The 13,809-nt window shown below is 55.7% G+C and carries 9 protein-coding genes, 2 tRNA genes, 2 rRNA genes and 1 pseudogene; 4 read left to right on the forward strand and 10 right to left on the reverse strand.

The features are described from left to right. Positions 1-26: 26 nt before the first annotated feature. From AB4O12_RS12705 to AB4O12_RS12720, 4 genes are all read right to left on the reverse strand, one after another. Positions 27-2,920 (reverse strand): 23S ribosomal RNA (locus AB4O12_RS12705). A gap of 247 nt (positions 2,921-3,167) precedes the next feature. Next, positions 3,168-3,243: transfer RNA gene (locus tag AB4O12_RS12710), tRNA-Ala, on the reverse strand. Positions 3,244-3,273: 30 nt separating this feature from the next. Next, positions 3,274-3,350: transfer RNA gene (locus AB4O12_RS12715), tRNA-Ile, on the reverse strand. An 81-nt stretch (positions 3,351-3,431) separates the two neighbouring features. After that, positions 3,432-4,968: ribosomal RNA gene (locus tag AB4O12_RS12720) — 16S ribosomal RNA — on the reverse strand. The 16S and 23S rRNA genes sit together here with 2 tRNA genes alongside, the layout of an rRNA operon. Positions 4,969-5,635: 667 nt before the next feature. Between AB4O12_RS12720 and rhtA the strand changes: the two genes are divergently transcribed. Together rhtA and AB4O12_RS12730 are read left to right on the forward strand one after the other, a co-directional pair. Further along, the gene (gene rhtA / locus AB4O12_RS12725; protein WP_252886574.1) at positions 5,636-6,523 is read left to right on the forward strand and encodes a threonine/homoserine exporter RhtA; all 888 of its coding nucleotides are present in this window, start codon (positions 5,636-5,638) and stop codon (positions 6,521-6,523) included. Positions 6,524-6,690: 167 nt separating this feature from the next. Continuing rightward, entirely contained in the window at positions 6,691-6,972 is a 282-nt protein-coding gene (locus tag AB4O12_RS12730) for a hypothetical protein (protein WP_041478482.1), read from the forward strand. On the opposite strand, the gene AB4O12_RS12735 is transcribed toward AB4O12_RS12730, so the two are convergent. Then, on the reverse strand, positions 6,973-7,542 hold the full coding sequence (locus tag AB4O12_RS12735) for a TetR/AcrR family transcriptional regulator (RefSeq protein ID WP_460062209.1): 570 nt from the start codon (positions 7,540-7,542) through the stop codon (positions 6,973-6,975). It lies immediately after the preceding gene. 91 nt (positions 7,543-7,633) lie between these two features. Between AB4O12_RS12735 and AB4O12_RS12740 the strand changes: the two genes are divergently transcribed. Together AB4O12_RS12740 and AB4O12_RS12745 are read left to right on the forward strand one after the other, a co-directional pair. Beyond that, positions 7,634-8,362 (forward strand): SDR family oxidoreductase, encoded by a 729-nt coding sequence (locus tag AB4O12_RS12740; RefSeq protein ID WP_256809676.1) that lies wholly within the window; start codon positions 7,634-7,636, stop codon positions 8,360-8,362. Positions 8,363-8,403: 41 nt separating this feature from the next. Further along, the gene (locus AB4O12_RS12745; protein WP_252882420.1) at positions 8,404-9,000 is read left to right on the forward strand and encodes a 2-hydroxychromene-2-carboxylate isomerase; all 597 of its coding nucleotides are present in this window, start codon (positions 8,404-8,406) and stop codon (positions 8,998-9,000) included. Between the two features lie 44 nt (positions 9,001-9,044). Here AB4O12_RS12745 and AB4O12_RS12750 read toward each other — a convergent pair whose 3' ends face one another. The 5 genes and pseudogenes from AB4O12_RS12750 to AB4O12_RS12770 form a co-directional block, all read right to left on the reverse strand. Continuing rightward, positions 9,045-10,853, reverse strand: a complete 1,809-nt coding sequence (locus tag AB4O12_RS12750) for an aminopeptidase P family protein (RefSeq protein ID WP_460062212.1) — start codon at positions 10,851-10,853, stop codon at positions 9,045-9,047. 68 nt (positions 10,854-10,921) lie between these two features. Next, positions 10,922-12,089, reverse strand: a pseudogene (locus tag AB4O12_RS12755) (aminotransferase class V-fold PLP-dependent enzyme). Between the two features lie 205 nt (positions 12,090-12,294). Continuing rightward, positions 12,295-12,909, reverse strand: coding sequence for a LysE family translocator (locus AB4O12_RS12760; RefSeq protein ID WP_076563682.1), 615 nt, complete (start codon positions 12,907-12,909; stop codon positions 12,295-12,297). Between the two features lie 101 nt (positions 12,910-13,010). Then, on the reverse strand, positions 13,011-13,280 hold the full coding sequence (locus AB4O12_RS12765) for a hypothetical protein (RefSeq protein ID WP_016770723.1): 270 nt from the start codon (positions 13,278-13,280) through the stop codon (positions 13,011-13,013). Between the two features lie 101 nt (positions 13,281-13,381). After that, complete coding sequence (locus tag AB4O12_RS12770) at positions 13,382-13,744, reverse strand: antibiotic biosynthesis monooxygenase (RefSeq protein ID WP_460062215.1); 363 nt, start codon at positions 13,742-13,744, stop codon at positions 13,382-13,384. Positions 13,745-13,809: the final 65 nt, after the last annotated feature.

A 13,809-nucleotide genomic window follows, 5' to 3' on the forward strand; every position in this document is an offset into this window, starting at 1 on the left:
AGGTCAGCAAATTGCTTGGGTGTTATATGGTCAAGCCTCACGGGCAATTAGTATTGGTTAGCTCAACGCCTCACAGCGCTTACACACCCAACCTATCAACGTCGTAGTCTTCGACGGCCCTTCAGGGAACTCAAGGTTCCAGTGAGATCTCATCTTGAGGCAAGTTTCCCGCTTAGATGCTTTCAGCGGTTATCTTTCCCGAACATAGCTACCCGGCAATGCCACTGGCGTGACAACCGGAACACCAGAGGTTCGTCCACTCCGGTCCTCTCGTACTAGGAGCAGCCCCTCTCAAATCTCAAACGTCCACGGCAGATAGGGACCGAACTGTCTCACGACGTTCTAAACCCAGCTCGCGTACCACTTTAAATGGCGAACAGCCATACCCTTGGGACCGGCTTCAGCCCCAGGATGTGATGAGCCGACATCGAGGTGCCAAACACCGCCGTCGATATGAACTCTTGGGCGGTATCAGCCTGTTATCCCCGGAGTACCTTTTATCCGTTGAGCGATGGCCCTTCCATACAGAACCACCGGATCACTAAGACCTACTTTCGTACCTGCTCGACGTGTCTGTCTCGCAGTCAAGCGCGCTTTTGCCTTTATACTCTACGACCGATTTCCGACCGGTCTGAGCGCACCTTCGTACTCCTCCGTTACTCTTTAGGAGGAGACCGCCCCAGTCAAACTACCCACCATACACTGTCCTCGATCCGGATAACGGACCTGAGTTAGAACCTCAAAGTTGCCAGGGTGGTATTTCAAGGATGGCTCCACGCGAACTGGCGTCCACGCTTCAAAGCCTCCCACCTATCCTACACAAGCAAATTCAAAGTCCAGTGCAAAGCTATAGTAAAGGTTCACGGGGTCTTTCCGTCTAGCCGCGGATACACTGCATCTTCACAGCGATTTCAATTTCACTGAGTCTCGGGTGGAGACAGCGCCGCCATCGTTACGCCATTCGTGCAGGTCGGAACTTACCCGACAAGGAATTTCGCTACCTTAGGACCGTTATAGTTACGGCCGCCGTTTACCGGGGCTTCGATCAAGAGCTTCGCGTTAGCTAACCCCATCAATTAACCTTCCGGCACCGGGCAGGCGTCACACCCTATACGTCCACTTTCGTGTTTGCAGAGTGCTGTGTTTTTAATAAACAGTCGCAGCGGCCTGGTATCTTCGACCGGCATGAGCTTACGGAGCAAGTCCTTCACCCTCACCGGCGCACCTTCTCCCGAAGTTACGGTGCCATTTTGCCTAGTTCCTTCACCCGAGTTCTCTCAAGCGCCTTGGTATTCTCTACCCAACCACCTGTGTCGGTTTGGGGTACGGTTCCTGGTTATCTGAAGCTTAGAAGCTTTTCTTGGAAGCATGGCATCAACCACTTCGTGTTCTAAAAGAACACTCGTCATCAGCTCTCGGCCTTAAGATCCCGGATTTACCTAAGATCTCAGCCTACCACCTTAAACTTGGACAACCAACGCCAAGCTGGCCTAGCCTTCTCCGTCCCTCCATCGCAATAACCAGAAGTACAGGAATATTAACCTGTTTTCCATCGACTACGCTTTTCAGCCTCGCCTTAGGGACCGACTAACCCTGCGTCGATTAACGTTGCGCAGGAAACCTTGGTCTTTCGGCGTGGGTGTTTTTCACACCCATTGTCGTTACTCATGTCAGCATTCGCACTTCTGATACCTCCAGCAAGCTTCTCAACTCACCTTCACAGGCTTACAGAACGCTCCTCTACCGCATCACCCGAAGGTGATACCCGTAGCTTCGGTGTATGGTTTGAGCCCCGTTACATCTTCCGCGCAGGCCGACTCGACTAGTGAGCTATTACGCTTTCTTTAAAGGGTGGCTGCTTCTAAGCCAACCTCCTAGCTGTCTAAGCCTTCCCACATCGTTTCCCACTTAACCATAACTTTGGGACCTTAGCTGACGGTCTGGGTTGTTTCCCTTTTCACGACGGACGTTAGCACCCGCCGTGTGTCTCCCATGCTCGGCACTTGTAGGTATTCGGAGTTTGCATCGGTTTGGTAAGTCGGGATGACCCCCTAGCCGAAACAGTGCTCTACCCCCTACAGTGATACATGAGGCGCTACCTAAATAGCTTTCGAGGAGAACCAGCTATCTCCGAGCTTGATTAGCCTTTCACTCCGATCCACAGGTCATCCGCTAACTTTTCAACGGTAGTCGGTTCGGTCCTCCAGTCAGTGTTACCTAACCTTCAACCTGCCCATGGATAGATCGCCCGGTTTCGGGTCTATTCCCAGCGACTAGACGCCCTATTAAGACTCGCTTTCGCTACGCCTCCCCTATTCGGTTAAGCTCGCCACTGAAAATAAGTCGCTGACCCATTATACAAAAGGTACGCAGTCACAGAACAAAGTCTGCTCCCACTGCTTGTACGCATACGGTTTCAGGATCTATTTCACTCCCCTCTCCGGGGTTCTTTTCGCCTTTCCCTCACGGTACTAGTTCACTATCGGTCAGTCAGTAGTATTTAGCCTTGGAGGATGGTCCCCCCATATTCAGACAAAGTTTCTCGTGCTCCGTCCTACTCGATTTCATGACTAAGAGATTTTCGCGTACAGGGCTATCACCCACTATGGCCGCACTTTCCAGAGCGTTCCGCTAATCTCAAAGCCACTTAAGGGCTAGTCCCCGTTCGCTCGCCACTACTAAGGGAATCTCGGTTGATTTCTTTTCCTCAGGGTACTTAGATGTTTCAGTTCCCCTGGTTCGCCTCTTGCACCTATGTATTCAGTACAAGATAACCATCTTATGATGGCTGGGTTCCCCCATTCAGACATCTCCGGATCAAAGTCTGTTTGCCGACTCCCCGAAGCTTTTCGCAGGCTACCACGTCTTTCATCGCCTCTGACTGCCAAGGCATCCACCGTATGCGCTTCTTCACTTGACCATATAACCCCAAGCAATCTGGTTATACTGTGAAGACGACATTCGCCGAAAATTCGAATTTCTCAACTAAGAGAACTCACAAATTTTACCTTAGCCTGATCCGTTACCAGTGAAAGTAACGTTCAGTCTATCTTTCTATCACATACCCAAATTTTTAAAGAACGATCTAGTCAAAGACTAGAAATCAACATTCATCACCAAACCGGTGGAATGCTCATTTCTAAGCTTTCAAACTTCAGAAGCAGTAGTGGTGGAGCCAAGCGGGATCGAACCGCTGACCTCCTGCGTGCAAGGCAGGCGCTCTCCCAGCTGAGCTATGGCCCCGTATTTCTACAGGCGTTTCCCACACAAAATTGGTGGGTCTGGGCAGATTCGAACTGCCGACCTCACCCTTATCAGGGGTGCGCTCTAACCAACTGAGCTACAGACCCAATTTCGGGCTGCTTCTATCGTCTTCTTCAATGAATCAAGCAATTCGTGTGGGAGCTCATGCAGCAGCTGATGTCGTCGATTAAGGAGGTGATCCAGCCGCAGGTTCCCCTACGGCTACCTTGTTACGACTTCACCCCAGTCATGAATCACACCGTGGTAACCGTCCTCCCGAAGGTTAGACTAGCTACTTCTGGTGCAACCCACTCCCATGGTGTGACGGGCGGTGTGTACAAGGCCCGGGAACGTATTCACCGCGACATTCTGATTCGCGATTACTAGCGATTCCGACTTCACGCAGTCGAGTTGCAGACTGCGATCCGGACTACGATCGGTTTTATGGGATTAGCTCCACCTCGCGGCTTGGCAACCCTTTGTACCGACCATTGTAGCACGTGTGTAGCCCAGGCCGTAAGGGCCATGATGACTTGACGTCATCCCCACCTTCCTCCGGTTTGTCACCGGCAGTCTCCTTAGAGTGCCCACCATTACGTGCTGGTAACTAAGGACAAGGGTTGCGCTCGTTACGGGACTTAACCCAACATCTCACGACACGAGCTGACGACAGCCATGCAGCACCTGTCTCAATGTTCCCGAAGGCACCAATCCATCTCTGGAAAGTTCATTGGATGTCAAGGCCTGGTAAGGTTCTTCGCGTTGCTTCGAATTAAACCACATGCTCCACCGCTTGTGCGGGCCCCCGTCAATTCATTTGAGTTTTAACCTTGCGGCCGTACTCCCCAGGCGGTCAACTTAATGCGTTAGCTGCGCCACTAAGAGCTCAAGGCTCCCAACGGCTAGTTGACATCGTTTACGGCGTGGACTACCAGGGTATCTAATCCTGTTTGCTCCCCACGCTTTCGCACCTCAGTGTCAGTATCAGTCCAGGTGGTCGCCTTCGCCACTGGTGTTCCTTCCTATATCTACGCATTTCACCGCTACACAGGAAATTCCACCACCCTCTACCATACTCTAGCTTGCCAGTTTTGGATGCAGTTCCCAGGTTGAGCCCGGGGATTTCACATCCAACTTAACAAACCACCTACGCGCGCTTTACGCCCAGTAATTCCGATTAACGCTTGCACCCTCTGTATTACCGCGGCTGCTGGCACAGAGTTAGCCGGTGCTTATTCTGTCGGTAACGTCAAAATTGCAGAGTATTAATCTACAACCCTTCCTCCCAACTTAAAGTGCTTTACAATCCGAAGACCTTCTTCACACACGCGGCATGGCTGGATCAGGCTTTCGCCCATTGTCCAATATTCCCCACTGCTGCCTCCCGTAGGAGTCTGGACCGTGTCTCAGTTCCAGTGTGACTGATCATCCTCTCAGACCAGTTACGGATCGTCGCCTTGGTGAGCCATTACCTCACCAACTAGCTAATCCGACCTAGGCTCATCTGATAGCGCAAGGCCCGAAGGTCCCCTGCTTTCTCCCGTAGGACGTATGCGGTATTAGCGTTCCTTTCGAAACGTTGTCCCCCACTATCAGGCAGATTCCTAGGCATTACTCACCCGTCCGCCGCTGAATCCAGGAGCAAGCTCCTCTCATCCGCTCGACTTGCATGTGTTAGGCCTGCCGCCAGCGTTCAATCTGAGCCATGATCAAACTCTTCAGTTCAAACATCTTTGGGTTTTTAAGAAACCCTAAACTTGGCTCAGCAATCGTTGGTTACATCTTTGATTTCTCGCGGAGTAACTTGTGATGCTGATAATCTTGTTGACTATCAGTCTGACTGCACAAGCACCCACACGAATTGCTTGATTCAGTTGTTAAAGAGCGGTTGGTTAAGATCTTTCGTCTCAACCGAGGCGCGCATTCTACAGCAGCCTCATTTGCTGTCAAGAGATTATTTTCAGAAGTTTTCGAAGAATTCTTCAACAACTTCAACCACTTGCGCTTCCGATCTCTCGTTAGCGGGAGGCGAATTCTACAGCGTTAATCGCTGCTGTCAACACCTCTTTTTCTCCGCTTTCGACCGAGAAGATCGAACCGTTAAAAGAGCTACACATCACTGCCCTTTCAACTCCTTCCAGGCTTCGATGACCTGAAGCAAGCCGCTGTCGAAAACTGCGTAACTCTCTGAATCTCAAGGAGTTTTCCGTTTCGACTGCGCCGGAAGTGGGGCGAATTATAGACCTCTGGAATCTGCCGTCAACCGTTAATTTCGCTTTTCTTTCAAATCAGCAAAAACGCTTTCTATATATAGACGCGACCCCATCCAATGCGCAGTATATTGCCCACTACCACAACAATACTGTGTTTTTGCCTTGGATGCTGCCGCGCAATGAATGATCAACCTCGCTCCCTTGCTTCCACATTGTTTCCGGTTTGCCTGCTCATGATAGCCATGGCGTCCATCCAGTCGGGCGCTTCTCTGGCCAAAAGCATGTTCCCCATTATCGGCGCACAAGGAACAACCACGCTGCGCCTGATCTTTGCCAGCTTGATCATGCTGCTGATACTGCGCCCATGGCGTGCAAAGCTGACCGCCAAGTCTCTTCGTACCGTGATCGTCTACGGAATGGCACTGGGAGGAATGAACTTCCTCTTTTATATGTCGCTGCGCACAGTGCCGCTGGGCATCGCCGTTGCGCTGGAATTCACCGGCCCATTGGCGGTAGCTATATATGCCTCCCGCCGCGCCATCGATTTTGTCTGGATCGCGCTCGCTGCAGTCGGTTTGCTCCTATTAATACCTACTGGGGCAACCACTGCTGGCATTGACCTCGTCGGAGCGGGCTATGCGCTGGGCGCCGGGGTCTGCTGGGCGCTGTACATTTTGTTCGGGCAAAAGGCCGGCGCCGATAACGGGGTGACGACGGCAGCCCTCGGCGTAATGATCGCAGCGCTGTTCGTGGCACCGATCGGAATCGTTCATGCCGGCGCTGCGCTGCTTACACCATCACTGATTCCGATCGCTATCGGCGTCGCCATTCTGTCCACCGCCCTGCCCTATACCCTGGAGATGGTCGCGCTGACGCGTATGCCCGCGCGCACCTTCGGCACGCTCATGAGTATCGAACCGGCCTTTGGAGCACTATCAGGTCTGCTTTTTCTCCAAGAATACCTTTCATTGTCACAATGGCTGGCCATCCTGTGCATTATTCTGGCTTCAGTGGGCGCAACCATGACCATGGGTAGCGGAGCAAAGCCTGCTGTCGCGGCTGACTGAAGCGTAGCGAAAGTGGCTCTGGTAATTGGCGCTCATTTAGGCCATGTTTAGCTGCGTAACCCATCGCCAGGCATGGATTTTTTCGCAAAGGACGGCACCACGCTGCAAACGCGAGCGAATACAGGCAGACCCGAGCACCAGACTCGCGGCCGCTATTAAGGATGGTAATGAAACGAATTTTGCTAATGATCGCCCTGCTGGCGATCGCGAGTTGCGCGGCGACTTCGGAAACCCAGGTCAAACGCGGCAAGAAGGGACTGCACATCAACTGTTCCGGTCTTTCATCCTCATGGGACAAGTGCTACACCAGCGCAGCCAACTCCTGCGCCCCCAAGGGTTACAAGGTGATCGCCAAATCCGGGGATGCCGTCGAGGAACCTGGCGATTATCCGTTCGGCCTGAACCCCGCCGGTTATACCAGCCGCAGCATGATCGTCATCTGCAAATAACTACTCGGCTCGTGGCAAAGCGAGCTGACGAGTGATTTGCTCATGACTCGAGCGCAACACCGTACGCTGCACGTCCGGTGTTGCCAGCATTCGCGCGACCACCAACGCACCCACACATTGCGACAGCACCGACCAGGCCAGACTCTCGCTTTCCAGGATCTCAGCCCAGCCCTGCTGAAGACGGCAGATCCACTGTTCAGCCTGCTCACGCACCTGCATATCGGCACGGGCAACCTCTGCGCCCAATGTCGGCAGCGCGCAACCGGACTCTGGTTGCTCGACGTGGGCCATGCTCAGGTACTGCTTCAGACAACGCTCCAGCCGCTGCCTATCTGCACCACCCTGGCCACCAAGGCGCTCAAGACTTTCACTCAACTCTCGCTCGACGATGGCAGCGAACAACGCATCCTTGGATGCAAAGTGGCTGTAGAACGCGGCGCCACTCAAACCGATGGCTTTCATCAGGCCATCCACGCCCACCGTGGAAAACCCCGATTTCTTTGCCGACAGCGCGCTGCTTTGCAGCAATCGTTCGCGGGTTTCCGATTTGTGTCCGGCCGAATAACGCATGTCATCTCCTGAAGTAGATCGCCTTGACGCTGCCCAAATCCTAGCATAACGTTCGTTAACTAAACGATCGTTAACCCAAAGGGATTCACCCATGAATAACAAGAAGGTCGTGTTGGTTGTCGGTGCCGGTGATGCCACCGGCGGGTCGATTGCCAAGCGCTTTGCCAGTGAGGGGTTTATAGCCTGCGTGACCCGGCGCAGCGCCGACAAATTGCAGCCTCTGGTTGACGCAATCATCGCTGAGGGCGGTGAGGCCCATGGTTTTGCCTGCGATGCGCGCAAGGAAGAAGACGTCATCGCCTTGATCGAAGACATCGAAACCCGCGTCGGCCCGATCGAAGCCTTTGTTTTCAACATCGGCGCCAACGTGCCCTGCAGCATTCTCGAAGAAACCGCGCGCAAATATTTCAAGATCTGGGAGATGGCCTGCTTCTCCGGTTTTCTCAATGCCCGTGAAGTGGCCAAGCGCATGGTCACTCGGCAGCGCGGTACGATTCTGTTCACTGGTGCCACGGCCGGGCTGCGCGGTGCTTCTGGATTTGCCGCTTTCGCTGGAGCCAAACATGGCATCCGCGCACTCGCGCAAAGCATGGCGAGAGAGTTGGGGCCGATGAACATTCATGTCGCCCACGTCGTGGTTGATGGTGCGATCGATACCGACTTCATCCGCAACAGCTTTCCCGAGAAATACGCGACCAAGGATCAGGACGGCATTCTCGATCCAGAGCACATCGCCGAAAACTATTGGTTTCTGCACAGTCAGCCACGGGATGCCTGGACCTTTGAGCTGGACCTGCGCCCATGGAACGAACGCTGGTAAGCCCTCCCCCCTCATTACAACAATAAGAGAGCAATTTGATCATGACGAAAACTGTGGAATTCTATTTCGACCTCGGCAGCCCCACCACCTACCTGGCGCACACCCAGCTACCGCAAATCTGCGCCGATACCCAAAGTGAACTGATCTACATCCCGATGCTGTTGGGAGGTGTGTTCAAAGCCACCGGCAACGCTTCTCCGGCAGTGATTCCGGCCAAGGGCCGCTACATGTTTCAGGACCTCGATCGCTTCGCCAAACGCTACGGCGTACAGCTCAGATTCAATCCGCACTTTCCAATCAACACACTGATATTGATGCGTGCCGTCACTGGCATGCAGATGCACCAGCCGCAGCGTTTCGCGGAGTTCGTCGATTGCCTGTTCAGGGCGCTTTGGGTAGAAGGTCGTAACCTCAACGATCCGCAAACCATTGCCGCCGTGCTGACTGAAAACGGCTTCGACCCCCAAGAGATAATCGCGCTGACCAACGATGAATCAGTAAAAGCCGCACTCAAGGAAAACACCGAAGCCGCCATCAGGCGCGGCGTTTTCGGTGCCCCCAGCATGTTTATCGGCGATCAGTTGTTCTTCGGTCAGGATCGACTCGACTTCGTGGAAGAGGCATTGCGCCAGGATTGAAGCCGAGCCCCAAGGCACCGCGAGCGGCGCCTTGGGTAAATCGATCAAATGGCCACAGTGCGCTCGTTCAACCAGCTCAACGCCGCGCCATCCAGCAATGGACTCAGTCGCTCACGCACTTCGCGGTGGTAGTCGTTCAGCCACTGCTTTTCTTCGTGGGTCAGCAGGTCAGCAATCAGGCAGCGGGTATCGATCGGGCACAGCGTCAGGGTTTCGAACTTGAGGAAGTCGCCGAATTCGCTGCTGCCGGCCTCACGGTTCATCGCCAGGTTTTCGATGCGCACACCCCAGCGGCCCGGGCGATAAGTGCCGGGTTCGATCGAGGTGATCATCCCCGGCTGCATTGCCGTTTGCGGTGCCGGTGCCGCCTGATAAGCAATTACCTGCGGACCTTCGTGAACGTTGAGGAAATAGCCCACGCCGTGACCGGTGCCGTGGCCGTAGTCGACGTTGTCAGCCCAGATCGGCGCACGAGCGATGGCGTCTAGCAGCGGCGACAGAATGCCTTTCGGGAATCGTGCCCGCGACAGCGCAATCACGCCTTTCAACACGCGGGTGCAATCCTGCTTCTGTTCTTGCGTCGGCGTGCCCATCGGGACCATCCGCGTGATGTCAGTGGTACCGCCGAGGTATTGGCCACCGGAATCGATGAGCAACAGACCATCGCCCTCGATCACCGCATGCTCTTCTTCGGTAGCGTGATAGTGCGGCATCGCGCCATTGGCGTTGAACGCGGCAATCGTGTTGAAGCTCAGCGAAACGTAATCGGGACGACGTTCACGGGCAGCGGTAAGTTTCTCGTCGATGGTCAGTTCGGTGATGCGCTCGCGCCCCCACGCCGATTCCAGCCAGGCAAAGAATTCGCACAACGCCGCGCCATCCTGCTCCATCGCTTTGCGGATGTGCTGAGCGTCGGCTTCGCTTTTCTGCGATTTGGCCAACGTAGTCGGGTTGAGGCCCTCGACCAGTTTCACGCCACTTTCGAGGTTATCCAGCAACCCCGTGGTCACTCGCGCCGGATCGACCAGCAGGCTCGCGCCACTCGGCACAGACCGCAATGCATCGGCCACTTCGCTGTAATCACGTAGCGTTACGCCATCCTGTTCGAGCACGGCACGCAGATCGGCATCGACCTTGCTCAGCGCCACAAACAGCGTGGCCTGTTGCTGATTGATCAAAGCGAACGAAACAAACACAGGATTGAAGGAGACATCTCCGCCGCGCAGGTTGAACAGCCAAGCGATGTCATCCAGGGTGGCGATGAAGTGCCAGTCGGCACCACGTTCTTGCAAGGTTTCGCGCAATTTCGCCAGCTTCTCGCCGCGGCTGATAGTCGCTTGCGGCGGCAGATGCTGATAGATCGGCGCGTTCGGCAGGCTCGGGCGATCACGCCAGACTTCCTGCAACAGGTCGATATCGGTGCGCAGGCGAGCGCCGCGTGCCTCGAGCTTGCTGCTCAGTGTGCGCGCCGAAGCCACTGCCATTACCGCGCCGTCGACCGCAACCACGCCGCCCTCAGGGGTTTGTTCGGCCAGCCAGTCCAGCGGGCTCGGCTGCCCCGGTTGCAGTTTGACCAGTTCGATGCCGCTGCCGTTGAGCTCTTTCGTCGCCTGTTCCCAGTAACGACTGTCGGCCCACACACCGGCGAAATCAGCGGTGACGATCAGCGTACCGACCGAACCGTGGAAACCCGACAGCCATTGCCGGCCCTGCCAGTAACCCGGCAGGTATTCCGAAAGATGCGGGTCGGCGGACGGCACCAGCAGCGCATGGATGCCTTCGCGGCGCATCAGTTCACGGGTATGCGCCAGGCGCTGAGGCACCGATCCTTCGGTCAAGGTGTGGGAACTCATCATGTCTCCTGCTAATCGCGTCATCGTTATTGTTCGTAGCCTTCGCGGCCATGGAAAGCGTCTGCTGTTTAGAGCCCTGTCGCCCAGAATGCCGGAGCACTGGCGCAGGCGGTTGTGATCAGGTCAACGGCCTTGTCGACATCCTCGACTTTGGTAAACCGCCCGAGGCTCAAGCGAATGGTGCGCCCCGCCAGCCGCGCATCGTGCCCGAGCGCGAGCAGCACGTGGGACGGCGCATTGCTTGCGGAATTACACGCCGACGTCGCGGAAAACGCGATCGAATGGCTCAATGCGGCGCTGTTGAACTCGCCCTCGCTGAAGGTCAGGCTCAGGGTGTGCGGAATACGTTGCGAGGCACTGCCATTGAGGCGCACGCCTGGCAACTTCAAAAGCTGTTCGAGCAAGCGTTCGCGCAAAGCGATGATGGATTTTTTCTCTTCATCGAATGCGTCGGCGGCCAGCGCGAATGCGGCGCCCATACCGGCAATCTGATGAGTCGCCAGGGTCCCGGAGCGCAGGCCACCTTCATGACCACCACCGTGAATCTGCGCCTGCAAGCGTTGCTGCGCCTGCGGGCCGACATACAAAGCGCCGATGCCTTTGGGGCCGTAGAGTTTGTGTGCGGAAAACGACATCAGATCCACCGGCCAGCGGCTCAGATTGATCGCGACTTTGCCCGCGCCTTGCGCCGCATCCACATGAAACAACGCCTGCCGACTGCGCACCACCTCGCCAATCGCCTCGACATCGTTGACCGTGCCCAACTCGTTGTTGACCAGCATCAGCGAGACCAGAAAGGTGTCATCACGCATCGCTTCGCTGACCGCTTGCGGCGTGATCAAGCCTTGGGCGTCCGGCACCAGATAGGTCACGGCAATGCCTGAGTCCTGCAATTGCCGCGCGGTGTCGAGAATGGCCTTGTGTTCGATCTGACTGGTAATGATGTGCCCGCCGGAAATGCCACGGGCACTGGGAGACGCCTTTGAGGGCGAGGTTGTTGGACTCGGTGGCACCGGAGGTCCAGACAATCTGCTCAGGCTGCGCGCCGACCAGATCGGCTACTTGCCGACGCGCCTGCTCGACCGTCTGCCGGGCCTGCTGGCCGAAAGCGTGGGAGCTGGACGCCGGGTTACCGAAGTTACCGTGAAAACCCAGACATTCGATCATCACCTGGATGACCCGCTCGTCCACCGGAGTGGTGGCGGCGTAATCGAAATACAACGGACGTGTGTTCATAAAGGACTCGCAGAGCGTGTTCCGGGATCAGGAGGCTCGTGTCTGCAAACGACAATGCACAGCCTCGTGGGCTGTGCATGGGTTCGAGAGCGTCATCAATACCTGATCGGATGCCGTTAAAGAAGTAGGGCTTCATTTAAAAGTGCGTAGGAACGCTCCTGAAACCGAGCTTAACAGGCATCGGGCCGGCGATTGAAGCAATGCGTCAGTGAAAGCTTTCCAGAAGTAACGGATACAGCGAGATCACCAACAGCGCTGCCATGCCCCAATTGAACACGCGCAACCAGCGCGGATCTTTCAGCACATTGCGCAACAGCGTGCCGCACGCCGCCCACAGGCCGACACTGGGCAGATTGATGATGGCGAACACCGCCGCGATGATCACGACGTTATAGAAATAACCCTGCATCGGCGTGTACGTGCTGATGGCACCGATTGCCATGATCCACGCTTTGGGATTGACCCACTGGAACGCTGCGGCGCCCAGATAGCTGATCGGTTTCGCCTCGCCGTGGGCACTGTCGCCGACCGGGCCGGAGTGGGCGATTTTCCACGCCAGATACAACAAATACGCCGCGCCGACATAACGCAGCACCGTATACAGAATCGGGTAGGCCTGAAACACCGCGCCAAGGCCGAAGCCTACCGCTACCACCAACAGGAAGAAGCCGCAGCTGATGCCGAGCATGTGTGGAATGGTGCGGTTGAAACCGAAATTCACTCCGGACGCCAGCAACATGGTGTTGTTCGGCCCCGGTGTGATCGAGGTGACAAGCGCAAACAGGGCAAAGGCCAACAGCAGATCAAGCGAGAGGTTCATCGAGGCAGTCCATCCAGGGTCATTCAGCTGTTGACCCTATCCCACACGGCCCGGCAAACCCACGGACAGTTAGGGAAAACTTCAAGCAGTACAGTTTGCTGTCAGCTTGGACGGCCGTGCAGCTGTATGGCACGTTCGGCGCTCATCTCACCCTGCTGATCGAAGCCGAAAGTCTTCTGCGGCTGGCCGAGCAATTGGGCTTTTTTGGCGTGGTATTCGTCGAACGACAAGCCGCTGCGGTTCAGGGCCTCCAGCGCCAGCTCGCGGGATTCTTCAGCGGTGTAAGGACGCAGCTCTGGCGAAACATGGCCAGCACAACCGGCGAGTACGGAAACAGCGAGCATCAGCGAAACAGTCAGTAAACGGTTCATGGGAGCGTCCTGGCGAGCAATGTGGGGTCGATGGAGAAAGGCTACGCCCGGGCACGCTCGCGCAGAAATCAACGCTCTCAATAGTGGCTATCAAGTTGGCACTAATACTGGCTGACCGGCAGACGGCAGTGCAGCGCGTCGTCGTGGCTGCGGGCAATGCTGCTGTGCACCTGGAACGAGTTGAAGGTCACGGTTTTCGCCCGATGCGTACGGATCAACTGCCAGAAATCCTCTTCGCCGCGTTCGAAACCGCGAAATGCCGCATCGCCCGCTTCACGACTTTGCCACTGCAAAAAGCTCAACACGCGGCGGCCGTCGGCGCTGGCTTGCACGCTGGCGCTGAGAAATCCGTCGTAACGCAGAGCCAGACCCTCGGTCTGCGTGGCCAGAGCCGAGACCAGCGCCGCTTGCTGACGGGGTTCGATTTCGAATTCGATCAATTGGGTAAAGCTGCGATTGCTCATGGAAAGCCCCCACTCATGTTGAAGCGAGCCTTGCGACCCGAAGAGCTGCAGGGTAAAACCTCTAG

It is taken from the genome of Pseudomonas sp. S2_A05 (assembly GCF_054668485.1).

Coding starts and splice junctions, on each gene's coding strand:
- rhtA (WP_252886574.1), top strand. CDS start 5,636: ATGAATGATCAACCTCGCTCCCTTGCTTCCACATTGTTTCCGGTTTGC.
- AB4O12_RS12730 (WP_041478482.1), top strand. CDS start 6,691: ATGAAACGAATTTTGCTAATGATCGCCCTGCTGGCGATCGCGAGTTGC.
- AB4O12_RS12735 (WP_460062209.1), bottom strand. CDS start 7,542: ATGCGTTATTCGGCCGGACACAAATCGGAAACCCGCGAACGATTGCTG.
- AB4O12_RS12740 (WP_256809676.1), top strand. CDS start 7,634: ATGAATAACAAGAAGGTCGTGTTGGTTGTCGGTGCCGGTGATGCCACC.
- AB4O12_RS12745 (WP_252882420.1), top strand. CDS start 8,404: ATGACGAAAACTGTGGAATTCTATTTCGACCTCGGCAGCCCCACCACC.
- AB4O12_RS12750 (WP_460062212.1), bottom strand. CDS start 10,853: ATGAGTTCCCACACCTTGACCGAAGGATCGGTGCCTCAGCGCCTGGCG.
- AB4O12_RS12760 (WP_076563682.1), bottom strand. CDS start 12,909: ATGAACCTCTCGCTTGATCTGCTGTTGGCCTTTGCCCTGTTTGCGCTT.
- AB4O12_RS12765 (WP_016770723.1), bottom strand. CDS start 13,280: ATGAACCGTTTACTGACTGTTTCGCTGATGCTCGCTGTTTCCGTACTC.
- AB4O12_RS12770 (WP_460062215.1), bottom strand. CDS start 13,744: ATGAGCAATCGCAGCTTTACCCAATTGATCGAATTCGAAATCGAACCC.